Below are 14613 nucleotides of genomic sequence, written 5' to 3' on the forward strand. Positions count from 1 at the left end.
CGCTACTTCCCGACCTTGACGACCTTCGCGGAGAGTCCGGCGCTCTTCAGGTTGGCAGCAGCCTTCTGGGCGCTCGCCTGGTCCGGGAAGCTGCCGGCACGCAGTTTGACCACCGATACCGGTATGGTGGCTTTCTGCAGCATGAGTTTTACCCCCTTGTCGAAGAGGCGGTCCTGCTCAACGGCAGCTTTCCCTTCACGCATGAAGGACCCGCCGTACACGGCGTACCTGCCGTTTTCCTTGAGCATGAAGGCGTTGGGTGCTACCTGTTTCAACCGGTCCAGCTGCTCGATGGCCTCGTTCCTGTCGCCGAAGTCGGCAAGGAAAAGGCGGTGCATCGGCTCGCCCTTTTGCGTCTTGGTCTTCACCAGGTGGGAGATGCCCGCTTTTTTCAGCTTGGCGGTCACAGGTCCCATCTCGCTTTCGGCGAGGTCGCCGTTGATGTCGAGGGCATAGACGCCGGTCGCGGCCTTGGCAGCAGGCTTAGCGTTCTTGGACGGAGCCGCCGTCTCAGCCTTAGCGGTCTTGGCAGCTTTTGCCTCCTTGACAGGCTTTGCAGCGGCGGCCTGTCTTGCCTCCTTGGCAGCGGGCTTGGTCTCCTTGCCGGCGGGCTTGGCAGCCGCGGTCTTGGTTTCCTTAGTCGCAGCAGCCGGCTTGGCCTCCTTCGCGGCAGGCTTGGCCTCTTTCGCAGTGGCAGCAGGTTTGGCAGCCGCAGCGGGTGCGGCAGGTTTAGCTGCTGCCGCAGGTGCGGGTTTAGCCGGAGCGGCAGGTGCAGCAGGCTTAGCTGCGGCCGTGGGTGCGGGTTTAGCCGGCTCGCCCGCCGTAGCCTTGGCGGAGGCCGGTGCCTCGGCGCCATTTGCGGGCTTGCCCGCAGTAATCTCGGCGCCATTTGCCGACTTGTCGGCCGTAGCCTCGGCGGAGGCCGAAGCTTCCGGTCTGGGCGGCAGCGGCTTTTTAACCACGGTAGGCGCCTGCTGGGCGGCAGGTTCCGGAGCGGGTGCCGCTGCCTCGTCTGTGCGGGGCTTGATCAGCCCAGTGAAGAAGTAAAGGTAGGCAAAAAGGGCTATGAGCAGCAAGAGAAGCAGGAGGAGCCGTTGCTGCGAACTCTTCTTCGCTTGGGTCTCGTCGTGTTCGTCGGCATCCGGTGTGAATTGATTCTGCATCTAACTCGTCCTCCCTTTCTGCATCTCATTGTTGAATTAAGGCCGCGCCCGGCCTCGAGGCGGCCGGGCGCGTTATACATAGCGCTCGAGTTTATGCGCTTTTATGGTTGTTGCCGTTACCCTTTTGATCCAGCGCCTCCTGGATGATCTTCTGCGCCAGGTGGCTTGGAACCTCCTCGTAATGGGAAAACTCGGAAGTGAACATGCCACGGTCGCTGGTCATGGAGCGCAGGTCGTTCGAGTAGGTGAGCACCTCGGACATGGGGACCACGCTCCTGATGATCTGCGAGTTCGCCTTGGGCTCGACCCCGACCACCTTGCCGCGGCGGGAGTTGAGATCGCCGATGACGTCCCCCATGTTCTCGTCGGGGACCGTGATCTTCATGTTGACGATCGGCTCCAGGAGCACCGGCTTGCACTGTTCCATCGCCTTTTTGAAGGCCATGGAACCCGCCACCTTGAACGCCATCTCCGACGAGTCGACGGTGTGGAAAGAGCCGTCGAAGAGGGCTACCTTGAAATCGACCACCGGGTTGCCGGCGAGAAAACCTTCCTTGGCCGCCTCCTGGATCCCCTTGTCCACCGCGGGGATGTACTGGCGCGGGATGACGCCGCCGACGATCTTGTCCTCGAACAGGTACCCCTCGCCGCGGGGCAGTGGGGAAAGCTCGATCCAGCAATCGCCGTACTGGCCGCGGCCGCCGGACTGCTTCTTGTATTTTCCCTGCACCTTCGCGCTGCCGCGGATCGTTTCCAGGTACGGGACCTTGGGGGTTTTCAGGAGGACGTCCGCGCCGAACTTGCGCTTCATCTTCTCGACGATCACCTCGAGGTGCACCTGGCCCATCCCGGAGATGATGAACTCGCGGGTCTGCGGGTCGCGGTGCGACTCAATGGTCGGGTCTTCCTCGATCATGCGCTGCAGGGCCGAGTGGATCTTGTCCTCATCCGCCTTGGTCTTGGGTTCTATGGCGTAGGAGATGACCGGCTGGAGCGGCTGGGCCGGCTCGTAGACGATCGGTTTCGTCTCGTCGCAGAGCGTGTCGCCGGTGACGGTCTCCTTCAACTTCGCCACCGCGACGATGTCGCCCGCAACCGCCTGCTTGATCGGGTGCTGCTTTTTACCCTCCAGCTCGTAGATCTGGCCGATCCTCTCCTGCACTTCCTTGGTGGAGTTGTACACCAGCGAGTCGGAGTTGAGCACCCCGGAATAGACCCTGAAGATGGTGATCTTCCCGGTGTAGGGGTCGGAGGTGGTCTTGAAAACCAGCGCGGAGAAAGGTTCGCTCTCCGAGGGGGCACGCTCGATGATCTGCTCCGTCTTGGGATCGATCCCCACCGCCTTGGTGCGGTCCAGAGGCGACGGGAGGTAGGCGCAGATCCCGTCCAGAAGCTGGGCGACGCCTATGTTGGCCGTGGCGGAGCCGCAGAAGACGGCGGTGAAGGTGCTTCTCAGGGTGCCGACCCTGAGCCCGTCCAGGATCTCCTCCTCGGTCAGCTCGCCTGTTTCCAGGAACTTTTCGGTGAGCGCGTCGTAGGCCTCCGCCACCGTCTCGACCATCAGCTCCCTCAGGCGCTGCGCCTCGGCGAGGTAGTCGGCGGGAATCTCACCCTCGCTGAACTTGCCCGAGCCGTCCTTTTGGTAGCGGTACGCCTTCATGCGCACCAGGTCGATGACCCCCTCGAAGTTTTCCTCGGCCCCAAGCGGTATCTGCACCGCTACGCCGCGCGCCCCGAGCGCCTTCTCCATGTCGTCGATGGCCCGGAAGAAGTTGGCCCTCTCGCGGTCCATCTTGTTGACGAAGGCGATGCGCGGGATCTCGAATTCGTTTGCCCATTGCCAGACCTCCTCGGTCTGGACCTTGACGCCGGAAATGGCGGAGAGGATCACAACGGCGCAGTCGAGCGTTCTCATGCAGGCGCGGGTGTCGGCGATGAAGTTGCCGTAGCCCGGGGTGTCGACCAGGTGGATGGAGCACCCTTTCCACTCGCAGTGGTCCAGGGAGGAGGTGATGGAGATGCGCCGCTTGACCTCCTCGGGCTCGTAATCCATGGTGGAGGTGCCGTCGTCGACCCGTCCCAACCGGTCGATCATGTCGGTGTCGAACAGGATCGCCTCGGCGAGCGAGGTCTTGCCCGCACCGCCGTGGGCTACAATTCCGAGGTTCCGCAGTTTTGCCGTTTCATACCTTCCCATAGTGCCCTCCCTTAGAATAGAAAATCACTGATCTAACTACTCTGAAACGAGATCTGACTTGAGTAAAGCAAACGAAACCAACAACAAACTACCCGGCGGTACGTATCTCGATGGGGGGACCTCCTCCTTTTGCCCCAGGTGCGGGCGTTGGTGTTCCTATTTATTCCTCTGGTAGATGATGCGCAGCCCCTCCAGGGTGAGGAACTCGTCCACCTCCTCGATAGTGACCGACTCGGGCGCGATCAGCGAGGCGAGCCCGCCTGTGGCGATGACCTTGGGATTCTCCTTCCCCTCCCCCTTCATCCGCTGCACGATCCCGTCCACAAGCCCAACGTAGCCGAAGAAGATGCCTGCCTGCATGGAGTTCACCGTGTTCTTGGCGATGATGCTGGGGGGGCGGGCGATGTCGACCCGCGGCAGCTTGCTCGCCTTCATGAACAGGGCCTCCATCGAGATGGCGAGACCGGGGGCGATGGCGCCGCCGCAGTACTCACCCTTCTTGTTCACGTAGTCGAAGGTGGTCGCGGTGCCGAAATCGACGATGATGAGCGCCGTGCGATACTTCTCGAACCCTGCGATGGCGTTGACGATGCGGTCCGCGCCGACTTCCTTGGGGTTGTCGTAGTGGATCGGCATGCCGGTCTTGATGCCGGGGCCGACCACGTAAGGGGATATCTTGAAGTACTGGCGGGAGAGCTTCTCCAGCACGCCGGTCAAAGTCGGCACCACCGAGGAGATGATGATGTCCTTCACGTCGGTGAAGACGATGTCCGCCAGGCGGAACAGGTCGTGAAACAAGATGCCGTACTCGTCGATGGTCTTCGACTTGTCGGTGGAGACCCTCCAGTCCCTGACCAGGCGCTGTTCGTCGTAAATCCCGAGCACGATGTTGCTGTTCCCGACGTCGATAACCAGAAGCAAACCAGAACCTCCTCACGCAAAGCCGCAAAGGGCAGAGCAATCTTCTGCACCTAATGCGTGTTATTAAAATGATTTCCCGACCAGGCGCCCATTGAATTAGAGCAGCGCGACGTCCCCCGAGAGCACCGTTTCCAGGGTGCCGTCGCTAAGAAGTACCAGGAGCGCGCCGAAGGAATCGACCCCCTGCACCACGCCGCGGAACTCGCGGTTCTGCTGGCTTACTTTGACGCTGCGCCCCTTGATGGCAGAGCGCGCCAGCCACTCGGCCCGGACCGGTCCGTCCCCCTCCACCAGGAAATCGCCGTAGAGCTGATCCAGCTCCTCCAAAAGGACTCGGGTGAACCTGATTCGGTCCACCTCCTCCCCCCCCTCCTCAAGAAGCGAGGTAGCCGGGTGGCGCAAAAGCCCCTGGCTCAGGGTGGACATGCGGAGATTCAGGTTGACCCCGATCCCGAGGACCACGAAGTTGACCTTCTCCGTCTCAGCGTTCATCTCGTTCAAAAGCCCGGCCACCTTCTTCCCGTTGATCAGGATGTCGTTGGGCCATTTTATCTGCGGCTTGAGCTTGGTGCAGCGCTCGACGGCACGGGCCACGGCAACGACCGAGAGGAAGGTGAGCTGGCAGGCGGCGACGGGCGCGATTGCGGGGCGCAGCACCACGGAGCAGTAAAGGTTCACCCCCGGAGGGCTCAGCCAGACCCGCCCCAGCCTACCTTTGCCCGCCGACTGGGTGTCGGCGATGACGACGGTCCCTTCGGGCGCACCCTCCTCCGCCATCTTGAAGGCGACCGAGTTGGTGGAATCGGTCTCTTTCAGGCAGAGTATCGAAGAGCCGATCCTCTTCGTGGCGAGGCCGGCGGTGATGTCGAGATTGGTGAGAATTTCGGGGGAGGAGAGGAGCCGGTACCCCTTGGAGGGAACCGCCTCGATCTGGTACCCTTTGACCCTTAACCCCTTGACGTGCTTCCAGACTGCGGTGCGCGAAACGCCCAGCGCCTTGCTCAGCGCGGCGCCGGATACCACCCCGTCGCCGGAGCGGAACAGTTCCAGGATCCTTCCGTCTACACCGGATTCTTTCAAACTTCCTCCATCAGCATGGAGATGTCCGTAGCCCTTACCGAGTGGGTCAGGGCCCCCACCGAAATGATGTCGACCCCGGTCTGGGCTATGGACCTGATGGTCTGCAGGCTCACCCCGCCGGAAGCCTCGACCAGCGCCCTCTTGCCGATCATCTGGACCGCCTGGGTCATCTCTTCCAGTCCCATATTGTCCAGCATGATGATGTCGGCTCCGGCCTGAAGCGCTTGCGCCACCTGTTCGAGGTTCTCGGTCTCCACCTCTATCTTCAAGGTGTGCGCTATGTAGGAGCGCGCCGCGCTCACCGCCTCGATGATCCCGCCTGCTGCTGCGATGTGGTTTTCCTTGATAAGGACGCCGTCGTAGAGCCCGGTGCGGTGGTTGGTCCCCCCCCCTACCCTTACCGAGTACTTCTCAAGGACGCGCAGGCCGGGCGTGGTCTTCCTGGTGTCCACGACGCGGGCCCCGGTTCCTTCCAGCTCCTTCACATAGGCAGCGGTCTGAGTGGCGATGCCGCACATGCGCTGCAAGAGGTTCAAAGAGACCCGCTCCCCCTGCAAAAGGGAGGCGGCGTTTCCTTCCATGCGGGCGATGACGTCCCCCTTGTCGAGGCGGTCGCCGTCGGCGAACTCAGCCTTGAAGGAGATGTTTGCATCGATGCGGGAGAAAACGCGCTCGGCGACGGCTATCCCCGCCAGGACCATAGCTTCCTTGGCGACCAACCGGGCGCGCATGGGGCGCGGTTTGCGTAAAACTGAGAGGGTGGTTATGTCACCGGTGTGGATGTCTTCGGCGAGGGCGTTATCGATTATCTTATCAATTTGGTTCATGTTATCGGGCATCTCCTTCGAAAAGCGGCAATTTTTTATAGCACAGCTTAACTAGCCCCGCAACCGCTAATAATTCCGCTATCAAAGCTACTGTCGCCACTCCAGAGGGACCCCGGCTTTGGAAGCTGCAAGATCCAAGGCTGCTATCCGGTTCAACAAGTCGCTGATGCGGGCGTCATCGGCCGAGACCTGTGCTTCAAGCTCGTGAACCGCTACACGGTCGCGCGCCCGCTGGAAGATCACCCGGCGCCGCCTCAGCTCGACCAGTTGTTGCTCCTTCTGGCTGCGGGCCGCCTGCACCGTTGTCAATTCCGACCTGAGCTCTGCGAACTGGGCGCGCCACCACGCCTCGTCGTGCCCCCCGGTCACGCCGGCCGCACCTCTGTCCGCAGCAGAGGCGGCGGGAGCGCTCTGAGGCTCGGGCGCAGCCTCCCTGGGGGTCGAAGCCGGCTCCCGTACCTCGATGCGCGTGGCCTTCCCCTTGTACTGCTTAGGCACGTTGCGGGGATCGTCGGTCATGTGAACGACACCATTGGCATCAGTCCATTGATAAAAAGCGGCATGGGCAGGGGCCGAGATCAGCAAAGAAACCACCAGGAAAATAGGCAGGCAAGTCTTCATGATTTACCTCTTAAAAAGAGACACTTCAGGCATAAAACATAAAAAACAATCAATACTTTTGAATTGACGGCCACCTTGTCGATGTGTATATTATCCCGGCTAATGCCTCGGTCGGCAAAGCAAATACCAAGCTAGAAGGAGTGTACCATGCAGTTTCGCCTCGCCACCCTTACGCTTCTCATTGTCTGCCTCCTGCCTGTCGCAGTGTTGGCGAAGGAGACAAAGGACATCAAATTCCCTCTTCAGAATGCAGAGGCCGTCGTTTTCAGCCACGACGTTCACCTGAAGAAATATAACAACAATTGCAGGATCTGTCACAACGCCATCTTCAACCTTAAGTCAAAGCGTCATTTCACCATGGCCGAGATGGAAAAGACTAAGTCCTGCGGCGCTTGCCACACCGGCGTCAAGGCTTTCAGCGTAGCGGACGACAAAAGCTGCGTCAAATGCCACAAAGGCAAGCCGCGTGACGTCCAGTTCAAAGTGAAGAACGCCGGACAGACCGTGTTCAGCCATTCCAGCCACCTGTCCAAGCTCAAAGGCGAGTGCAGGGCCTGCCATAACGGCGTGGTCATCACCGGCAAGGAAGGGCGCGTCACCATGGCCCAGATGGAGAAAGGGAAAACCTGCGGCGCCTGCCACAACGGTAAAAAAGCCTTCACCGTCGCCGGCAACTGCGGCAGCTGCCACAAAGGGATGAAGCCGCGCGAGATCAGCTTCAAGGTCAAGGGCGCCACCAACGCGGTGTTCAGCCACGACTTCCACATCGAAGCCTTCTCCTGCAAGGACTGCCACACCAAGATCTACCCCTTCCAGGCCGGCGTGAAGCACTTCAGCATGGCGGACATGGCGAAAGGGAAGTCCTGCGGCGCCTGCCATAACGGCAAGGAAGCGTTCTCTTCCAACGGCGACTGCAACAAATGCCACAAAGGGTACAAGCCCGGGACCATAACCTTCAAGACCGAGAGCGGCGACGTGAAGTTCAGCCACGACTTCCACCTGGAAGCCTACAAGTGCGCTGACTGCCACACCAAGATCTTCACCTTCAAGGCTGGCCAGAAGCATTTCACCATGGGCGACATGGAGCACGGCAAATCCTGCGGTGCCTGCCACAACGGCAAAGACGCCTTCACCTCCAACGGCGATTGCGACAAGTGCCACGCGATGTAATAGACTGACCCAGCTTCAAATGCAAAAGGCGGGGCCTGCTATCAGGCCCCGCCTTTTTTATTTCCCACGCCCCCCTGCAACCAGGAAAACCAGCTGACTCCTGGCCCGCCTCAAAGGTTACGGTATACTTCCGAAGTTTGAAATTACCAATAAACAAAACCACCGGCTGCACCCATGAAAACGGCGACCGGCACATCACAAACGCGGTCGCAAGGAGGCACACAATGTCCAGAATATTGCGTTGCGCAGCCCTGTTCGCCCTCCTGTTCACTTTGTTCAGACCGGCTCCGGCACTTTGCGTTTCCTCTGAAATAGTTGGTCATGCGGTGATGGCAGCCATACCGGTATCAGCCTTCGCCGTCGCCTATTTCAATAACGACGTGGAAGGCGAGAAGCAATGGCTTAGAAACGTCATCGCCAACCAGACCCTGACCTCCATCGCACGGCTCGGCTTCAATGAGACCAGCCTGGGGCGGCGCCCCACCGGCAACGGCTACGGCTTCCCCTCCGGGCACGTAGCCTTCGCCGGTTCCGGCGCTGCCTTCTACAGCGAACGATACGGTTGGAAGTACGGGGTCCCCGCCTGGCTCGCCACTGCATTCGTTGCCAACAACAGGGTTCAGAACCATGACCATCACTGGCGCGACGTGATCGCATCCATGGCGCTATCTTACGGGGTGGGCAAGCTCTTCGTGACGCCGGAAAACGCATCCTATGTCGCGCCGGTCATCGGGCCGGACTGGCTGGGACTGAGGTGGGAGAGATCCTTCTAGTTCAAGGAGGAAAGAGATGGCAAAGCTCTATCTAGGATGCAGCGGTTTCAGCTACAAGCACTGGCGAGGCAACTTCTACCCCGAAGACATCTCGCAAAAGGAGTGGTTCGCCCACTACCGCTCCGTCTTCGCCACAGTCGAGTTAAACGTCACCTTCTACCGCACCCCCGGCCCGGAAACCTTCAGACACTGGTACGAGGAGAGCGGAGAGAATTTCTCCTTTGCCGTCAAGGGTAGCCGGTACATCACCCACATCAAAAGGCTCATCGACGTGGAGAGCGCGCTGGACCGGTTCTTCGGCGCAGCAAAGGAGTTGCAGGAAAAATTGCAGGTAGTCCTTTGGCAGTTCCCCCCGCAGTTCAAGGCTGACCTCCCCAGGCTTGAGGTCTTCCTCGACCAGGTGGCGCAGTACCACACGAGGAACACGCTGGAGTTCAGAAACCAGAGCTGGCTGACCGACGAGGTGGTGGCACTATGCAAAAGCCGCAACGTCTCCTTGTGCATGGCGGATCATCCCCCGTTCATCGACGCCCCGCCCGCGACTGCGGACTTCGTCTACATCAGAAGGCACGGCATGGAGGGGAGCTACAACGGGTTCTACAGCAACGAGCAGTTGGCGAGGGATGCGGCGAGGATCAGAAGCTACCTGGACCGGCAGCTCGACGTGTACATCTATTACAACAACGACCTTGGCGGAGCGGCTCCCCAGAACGCGCAGGAACTGGCCTCCATGCTGCAAGAAGCTACCTGGCCCAAGCAAGCGTAAAAAGCGACCGGGGGGCTAGCGATGTTGCTTCCCCGGCCGTACCAGATCTTCAGCGCGGCCATTCCCTCCCCCATCACCTTGTTCAGACTCAGGCACCAAAACAAGATCAAGCGTGGCGCTTATTGCCCCTCTTTTGGGGTAATGCTGCGTCACCAGTCCCTCGAACCCCTTTACGTCGACCAGGATGTGGATGTGCGGCGGGCGTTGCCCGTAACTTGCAGGAGGCGAGGTTTGCAGCCGGTAGCGTCCGTCCTTCCCGGTAACAACCGTAGCTCTATGGGCGTCATCGTAGGTTCCGGCGGGACCTGTGTGCCAGAACTCGATGCGTGCGTTGGGAATCGGGGAGCAATCGGCAGAGGAGCGGACCGTACCGGTCAGCACGTACCCCTTGCCTATGGAGTTTCGAACCGGTGCGCTGGGACGGTAGAAGGGGCCGATCTCGTCCCAAGGGGTCGGGGAGCAGCGGCGGGCATCAGCGATACCCTGCCTCGCCAGCAACAGCATCAGTGCGAACAGGCAACAACGAGAGAAGCGGTCCTTCCTCATCTCACCCCCTTTGGCTATCCAGCCCTCCAGCTTTACGATGAAACGCAAATGAGCGCGGGTTACACGGTCAGGATCTAAACACTGCGAGAAGATTCAAGCTATTTGCGTAACAGTACTTCCGGAGCTTGTCAAATCACAGAGGCGGACCGCTCACCTGCTGGAGGGCGCTCTCCATGGTCTGGTTGCCTGCGGTTAAGTAGAGGTTTCCCTCGGTGACGGTGAGGGACCAGGAGATGACGCGCTGCAGATTCTCGGCGAGTTGTGAAAGGAACCCGAAATCGAGACCGATGACGGTGAGGTTCGGGATGGAAGCGAGCTTCGCCTGGTGCTGCGGCAGCCAGCGGTTCAACCCCGACCCGAAAGCAAAGAGAATGGCGCGCTCGACGTGCCGGCAGGACTTGGCCAGTTTCTCAGGATCTGGGAGTCCCACCTCGATCCAGAGCTGCACCCTCCCGTCAGGCCCCTTGCTCCAGAGATCCGGCTCGTCCCCCGAGCCGACCCCCTTGGTGAAAACGAGCTCCTCGCGGAAACAAAGGGCGTAAGCCAGAAGACGCGCAAGAAGCCTTTCCGCCGTTTCGGAGGGGTGCTGGGCGACAGTCGTCTGCAACTGCTCGTAGATCTGGCGGTCGAGGTCGGAGAGCTGCACGGAAGCGCGGTAAATCGTTGAGGGAAGAGCCATTACTTAATCCAATCCTTGAAGGTGTCGCAGTTCTCGAAATCGATCAAAAGCGCGGTAGGTATGAAGGTGTCCAACTCGTTCATCCTCTTTCCCAAGAGCGCCGCGGTGAACTCCCTGAAAAGCGCCACCTCCTCGCGTAGCATGGCATCGAAGGGGGCCTTGAGCCCGTCAATCTGGAGCGGGTCCGCGTCGGTGAAGTTCATGGTGCACCACTCGTCGTGCATCACCTCGCCGCCGGTGTCGATCAAGGGGATGCCGTGCAGCCGGCAGGTCATGGGGCGGTAATGGTAGACCAGGCAGCGGCCGTCCTCGCCCAGCAGCACGCAGGGGGTTTCGTCCTCGTCGGGCATGAGCGCGTCCCACTCTTCCTCGTCGCGGTAATTCAAGAGGTATGGGTGGTCGAACTCGGGCCAAGTCTCCCGCATCAAGTCGAGCCTTTCGCGGCACTTGGCAAGCACCCTCTCCCTGGTCGCCTCAGGAAGCTGGTCGAAGCCGAGCTTCAGGTAATAGGCGTCGAGAAGCGTGATGTCGAAGGTCGAGCGGCAGCAGGCGGAGCAGCCGCTCCTGCAGGCGATGCTCTCCGGGTAGAGCTCCATCGAGCGGGCGAACCAGGCGTCAATCTTGTCAAGCAAGATCCGCCATTTAGCGAGCACTTCTTCCATAAAACCTTTAAAGCCGAAAGCGTTACCACAGAGGTCACGAAGGTACGCAGAGGACACAAAGGAAAAGCTAAAAAGAAAGGGAAAACCGGGTTCTCCCTCCATTAGAGCTTTTCCTCCGTGACCCCAGTGAACCGCCGAGACCTCTGTGTTCCGCTTTGGTTGTAAAAACAAAGGCGGCAATAAAGTCATTGCCGCCTTTCGGTGAAAAACTGTCAGCCGTTTGCTAGGCGAGGATCTCGGACTTGGTGAAGATGGACTTGAGCCAGTAACCTTCGGCCTCGATGTTCTCGCGCCCGCCTTCCTCGCGGTCCACCAGGGTGACCACACCCAGTACCACGAGCCCTTCCTCCTCGGCGCGCTTGATCGCCTTGATGGAGGAGCCGCCGCTGGTCACGACGTCCTCGACGATGACGACCTTGGAGCCGGGCTTCAGGTTCTTCCTTCCTTCCAGCCAGGCGCCGGTGCCGTGCCCCTTGGGCTCCTTCCTGATGATGAAGCCGGGAACCGGTTTCCCCGCCAGGAAGCTGGCGATGGAGGTGGCAGTCGCGATCGGGTCGGCGCCAAGGGTAAGCCCCCCTACCCCTTCAACCCCTTCGACGTCCTTGATCGCGTCGAAGAAGAGCTTCCCGGTGAGGTAGCCCCCTTCCGGGTGCAGCGTGGTCTGCTTGCCGTCGAAGTAGAAATCGCTCTGGCGGCCGGAGGCCAGGGTCACGTTCCGCTTCTCGTAGGACAGCTCTATGATGATCTTTTTCAGCCTTTCCTTCTCGCTCATTATTTCTCGATCTCCTTTTCGAATAGCCCCATCTGCGGCTCGTCCTGGTCGAGAAGCCGCGGGAATTTTACCGGGTAGCCCCCGGTGAAGCAGGCAGTGCAGAAGCCGGCATTTTCCGCGCCGACGGATGACATGAGACCTTCTTCGGAAAGATAGCCGAGGGAATCGGCCGTTATGTAGCGGCGGATCTCGTCGAGCGAGTGCGACGAGGAGATCAGCTCCTTGCGGTTCGGGGTATCGATGCCGTAGTAGCAGGGGTAGCTGGTCGGCGGTGAGGAGATGCGCACGTGCACCTCTCTAGCCCCTGCGTTGCGGATCATCTTGACGATCTTCCTGGAGGTGGTGCCGCGCACGATGGAGTCGTCGATGACCACCACGCGCTTGTCCTTCAGCACCTCGCGCACCGGGTTCAGCTTGATCTTCACGCCGAAGTGGCGGATGGCCTGCTGCGGTTCGATGAAGGTGCGCCCCACGTAGTGGTTGCGGATGAGCCCCAGCTCGAACGGGATGCCGGATTCCTCGGCATAGCCCAGCGCCGCGGGGACGCCGGAGTCCGGGATTGGGATCACGATGTCGGCGTCCACCTTGTGCTCGCGGGCCAGTTGGCGTCCCTGCTCCTTGCGTACCTGGTAGACGTTCCTACCGAAGATGTGGGAGTCGGGGCGGGCGAAGTAGACGAATTCGAAGATGCAGGGGGTGGGGTCCACCTTCTTGAACGGGAAGAAGGAGTTCATGCCGTTTTTATCGATGACAATCATCTCGCCCGGCGCGATCTCACGGATGAACTCGGCGTCGATCAGGTCGAGGGCGCAGCTCTCGGAAGCGACCACGTATGAGCCTCCCTGACGACCGAGGCAGAGCGGGCGGAAACCGTTCGGGTCGCGTACGGCGACCATGCGGGTCTCCGTCAGGAAAAGCAGGCAGTAGGCCCCCTGGATACGGCTCAGCGCGTCGGTGAGCCGGTCCTGCAGCGAGATGGCCTTGGAGGTGGCCAGAAGATGCACGATGATCTCGGTGTCCATCGTGGTCTGGAAGATGGAACCGTAGGCTTCGAGTTCGTCCTTTATGATCTGGGCGTTGACGATGTTGCCGTTATGGGCCACGGCGATGGAGCCGCGGGAGTAGTCAACCATGATCGGCTGCACGTTCTTGATCACCGACGATCCGGTGGTCGAGTACCTCACGTGGCCGATGGCGGCCTTTCCCGGCAGAGATTTGAAGATTTCCTGGTTGCCGAAGACGTCGGCGACAAGCCCCATGCTCTTGTGGGAGTGCAGGTTGTTTCCGTCGGAGGAGACGATACCGCAACTTTCCTGTCCCCTGTGCTGAAGGGCGTAGAGTCCGAGGTAGGTGAGGTTCGAGGCCTCCGGGTGGTTGAATACACCGAAAATGCCGCACTCTTCTTCGGGCCTGCGCATCATCATTTCTTCCACGACTGCTCCTTATAAAAGAACTGCTTACCTGTCAATCCTTGTTGTGTTCCCCGAAGGGACCGTCCATCATTTCCTCCCCTCGAAAGGGGGGAGGTCACTCCGATATTTTCTCCCCCCGGAGGGGGGAGGTCAGGAGGGGGGAGTAATTATCTAGAAGTTTTCCTTCACGTATTTCGCCGCGTTCTTGAAGAAGATGAGCCCCTCGCCCTCTTCCGGCAGCTCCTCGCGGGTCCAGCGCGGGTGCTGGGTCCGGTGCACGAACGCCTCGGGGTGCGGCATGAGCCCCATCACCCTGCCGGTCTCGTCGCAGATGCCGGCGATGGCGTTAACCGAGCCGTTGGGGTTCTCCGGGAACTCCATGGTGGGCGCACTGTAGTTCTTGTCGGAGTACTTGAGGCAGGAGAGATGCTTAGCCTCGATCGCCTCCAGCGTCCTGGCATCGTCCACCAGGAACTTCCCTTCGCCGTGGCGCACCGGGAGATATACTCCCCCTTCGATGCCGCGGGTGTACAGCGACGGGGAAGCGGGGTCGCACTTCAGGTAGCACCAGCGGTCCTGGAAACGGCCGTTGGCGTTGTAGGTCAGCGTCGCGGTCTGCTTCAGGTAGTCGCCGCCCAGAGCCGGGAGCATACCCATCTTAACCAGGAGCTGGAAACCGTTGCAGACCCCGAGGATCAGCTTGCCGTCAGCGATGAAGCGGGAGATCTGGTCCACCAGGAGCTCCCCCTTCCCTTCCACTGCCGCGTAGCGCAAACGGTTCGCCTGCGCCTTGGCGCTCCCCAGGTCGTCGCCGTCGAGGAAGCCGCCGGTGAGGTTGAGGAAGTGGTAATCGTCCAGGCTCACCTCGCCGGACATGAGTTCCGATATGTGGGCGATGCGGGCCTCGTCGAAGCCGCCCAACCGGCAGGCGTGCGCCGCCTCCATTTCGCAGTTGGTGCCGTTGCCTGTTATGACTAGCGCTTTAGCCTTGGTCATCAAATAAGTCCTCTATGAAAAGATTGGT

General features: G+C 60.4%; 15 protein-coding genes. 3 read left to right on the forward strand and 12 right to left on the reverse strand.

Annotated elements, in window-relative coordinates; all coding sequences use genetic code 11:
- Positions 1 to 2: 2 nt before the first annotated feature.
- The 6 genes from GEOBRER4_RS10975 to GEOBRER4_RS11000 form a co-directional block, all read right to left on the reverse strand.
- Positions 3 to 1163 (reverse strand): SPOR domain-containing protein, encoded by a 1161-nt coding sequence (locus GEOBRER4_RS10975; protein WP_185242332.1) that lies wholly within the window; start codon positions 1161 to 1163, stop codon positions 3 to 5.
- Between the two features lie 91 nt (positions 1164 to 1254).
- Positions 1255 to 3360: an elongation factor G gene (gene fusA / locus GEOBRER4_RS10980; protein ID WP_185242333.1), complete on the reverse strand. Its 2106-nt coding sequence runs from the start codon at positions 3358 to 3360 to the stop codon at positions 1255 to 1257.
- 156 nt (positions 3361 to 3516) lie between these two features.
- A complete protein-coding gene (locus GEOBRER4_RS10985) occupies positions 3517 to 4281 on the reverse strand; it encodes a type III pantothenate kinase (RefSeq protein WP_085812575.1) in 765 nt (254 codons plus the stop codon).
- A 96-nt stretch (positions 4282 to 4377) separates the two neighbouring features.
- The gene (locus tag GEOBRER4_RS10990; protein WP_185242334.1) at positions 4378 to 5361 is read right to left on the reverse strand and encodes a biotin--[acetyl-CoA-carboxylase] ligase; all 984 of its coding nucleotides are present in this window, start codon (positions 5359 to 5361) and stop codon (positions 4378 to 4380) included.
- Positions 5358 to 6188, reverse strand: a complete 831-nt coding sequence (gene nadC / locus GEOBRER4_RS10995) for a carboxylating nicotinate-nucleotide diphosphorylase (protein ID WP_185242335.1) — start codon at positions 6186 to 6188, stop codon at positions 5358 to 5360. Before nadC ends, GEOBRER4_RS10990 begins: the two co-directional genes overlap by 4 nt.
- Positions 6189 to 6275: 87 nt before the next feature.
- A complete protein-coding gene (locus GEOBRER4_RS11000) occupies positions 6276 to 6809 on the reverse strand; it encodes a DUF4124 domain-containing protein (protein WP_185242336.1) in 534 nt (177 codons plus the stop codon).
- Positions 6810 to 6956: 147 nt separating this feature from the next.
- On the opposite strand from GEOBRER4_RS11000, the gene GEOBRER4_RS11005 reads away from it, so the two are divergent.
- From GEOBRER4_RS11005 to GEOBRER4_RS11015, 3 genes are all read left to right on the forward strand, one after another.
- On the forward strand, positions 6957 to 7979 hold the full coding sequence (locus tag GEOBRER4_RS11005) for a cytochrome c3 family protein (RefSeq protein ID WP_085812571.1): 1023 nt from the start codon (positions 6957 to 6959) through the stop codon (positions 7977 to 7979).
- 224 nt (positions 7980 to 8203) lie between these two features.
- The gene (locus tag GEOBRER4_RS11010) at positions 8204 to 8752 is read left to right on the forward strand and encodes a phosphatase PAP2 family protein (protein WP_185242337.1); all 549 of its coding nucleotides are present in this window, start codon (positions 8204 to 8206) and stop codon (positions 8750 to 8752) included.
- 16 nt (positions 8753 to 8768) lie between these two features.
- Positions 8769 to 9518 carry a DUF72 domain-containing protein gene (locus GEOBRER4_RS11015; RefSeq protein WP_185242338.1) on the forward strand — a complete coding sequence of 250 codons (750 nt, stop codon included), beginning with the start codon at positions 8769 to 8771 and terminating at the stop codon, positions 9516 to 9518.
- A 15-nt stretch (positions 9519 to 9533) separates the two neighbouring features.
- Here the strand turns inward: GEOBRER4_RS11015 and GEOBRER4_RS11020 are convergent, their stop codons facing one another.
- The 6 genes from GEOBRER4_RS11020 to GEOBRER4_RS11045 form a co-directional block, all read right to left on the reverse strand.
- Positions 9534 to 10064, reverse strand: a complete 531-nt coding sequence (locus tag GEOBRER4_RS11020) for a dioxygenase family protein (protein WP_185242339.1) — start codon at positions 10062 to 10064, stop codon at positions 9534 to 9536.
- A 133-nt stretch (positions 10065 to 10197) separates the two neighbouring features.
- Positions 10198 to 10743: a YaeQ family protein gene (locus GEOBRER4_RS11025; RefSeq protein WP_185242340.1), complete on the reverse strand. Its 546-nt coding sequence runs from the start codon at positions 10741 to 10743 to the stop codon at positions 10198 to 10200.
- Positions 10743 to 11375, reverse strand: coding sequence for a YkgJ family cysteine cluster protein (locus tag GEOBRER4_RS11030; protein WP_449727631.1), 633 nt, complete (start codon positions 11373 to 11375; stop codon positions 10743 to 10745). The genes GEOBRER4_RS11025 and GEOBRER4_RS11030 overlap by 1 nt, the downstream gene beginning before the upstream one ends.
- 253 nt (positions 11376 to 11628) lie before the next feature.
- Positions 11629 to 12177 carry an orotate phosphoribosyltransferase gene (gene pyrE, locus GEOBRER4_RS11035; RefSeq protein WP_012530762.1) on the reverse strand — a complete coding sequence of 183 codons (549 nt, stop codon included), beginning with the start codon at positions 12175 to 12177 and terminating at the stop codon, positions 11629 to 11631.
- A complete protein-coding gene (gene purF, locus GEOBRER4_RS11040) occupies positions 12177 to 13601 on the reverse strand; it encodes an amidophosphoribosyltransferase (protein ID WP_185245314.1) in 1425 nt (474 codons plus the stop codon). Before purF ends, pyrE begins: the two co-directional genes overlap by 1 nt.
- A gap of 159 nt (positions 13602 to 13760) precedes the next feature.
- Positions 13761 to 14585: a phosphoribosylformylglycinamidine synthase subunit PurQ gene (locus GEOBRER4_RS11045; protein WP_185242342.1), complete on the reverse strand. Its 825-nt coding sequence runs from the start codon at positions 14583 to 14585 to the stop codon at positions 13761 to 13763.
- Positions 14586 to 14613: the final 28 nt, after the last annotated feature.

The sequence above is a fragment of the Citrifermentans bremense genome (assembly GCF_014218275.1).
Taxonomy (GTDB): Bacteria; Desulfobacterota; Desulfuromonadia; order Geobacterales; family Geobacteraceae; genus Geomonas; species Geomonas pelophila.

Excerpts from the sequence above, each read along its gene's own strand:
- GEOBRER4_RS11045 (WP_185242342.1), bottom strand. The coding sequence starts at position 14,585 with ATGACCAAGGCTAAAGCGCTAGTCATAACAGGCAACGGCACCAACTGC.
- GEOBRER4_RS11015 (WP_185242338.1), top strand. The coding sequence starts at position 8,769 with ATGGCAAAGCTCTATCTAGGATGCAGCGGTTTCAGCTACAAGCACTGG.
- nadC (WP_185242335.1), bottom strand. The coding sequence starts at position 6,188 with ATGAACCAAATTGATAAGATAATCGATAACGCCCTCGCCGAAGACATC.
- GEOBRER4_RS11025 (WP_185242340.1), bottom strand. The coding sequence starts at position 10,743 with ATGGCTCTTCCCTCAACGATTTACCGCGCTTCCGTGCAGCTCTCCGAC.
- purF (WP_185245314.1), bottom strand. The coding sequence starts at position 13,601 with ATGATGATGCGCAGGCCCGAAGAAGAGTGCGGCATTTTCGGTGTATTC.
- pyrE (WP_012530762.1), bottom strand. The coding sequence starts at position 12,177 with ATGAGCGAGAAGGAAAGGCTGAAAAAGATCATCATAGAGCTGTCCTAC.
- GEOBRER4_RS11010 (WP_185242337.1), top strand. The coding sequence starts at position 8,204 with ATGTCCAGAATATTGCGTTGCGCAGCCCTGTTCGCCCTCCTGTTCACT.
- GEOBRER4_RS10975 (WP_185242332.1), bottom strand. The coding sequence starts at position 1,163 with ATGCAGAATCAATTCACACCGGATGCCGACGAACACGACGAGACCCAA.
- GEOBRER4_RS11000 (WP_185242336.1), bottom strand. The coding sequence starts at position 6,809 with ATGAAGACTTGCCTGCCTATTTTCCTGGTGGTTTCTTTGCTGATCTCG.
- GEOBRER4_RS11005 (WP_085812571.1), top strand. The coding sequence starts at position 6,957 with ATGCAGTTTCGCCTCGCCACCCTTACGCTTCTCATTGTCTGCCTCCTG.
- GEOBRER4_RS11020 (WP_185242339.1), bottom strand. The coding sequence starts at position 10,064 with ATGAGGAAGGACCGCTTCTCTCGTTGTTGCCTGTTCGCACTGATGCTG.
- fusA (WP_185242333.1), bottom strand. The coding sequence starts at position 3,360 with ATGGGAAGGTATGAAACGGCAAAACTGCGGAACCTCGGAATTGTAGCC.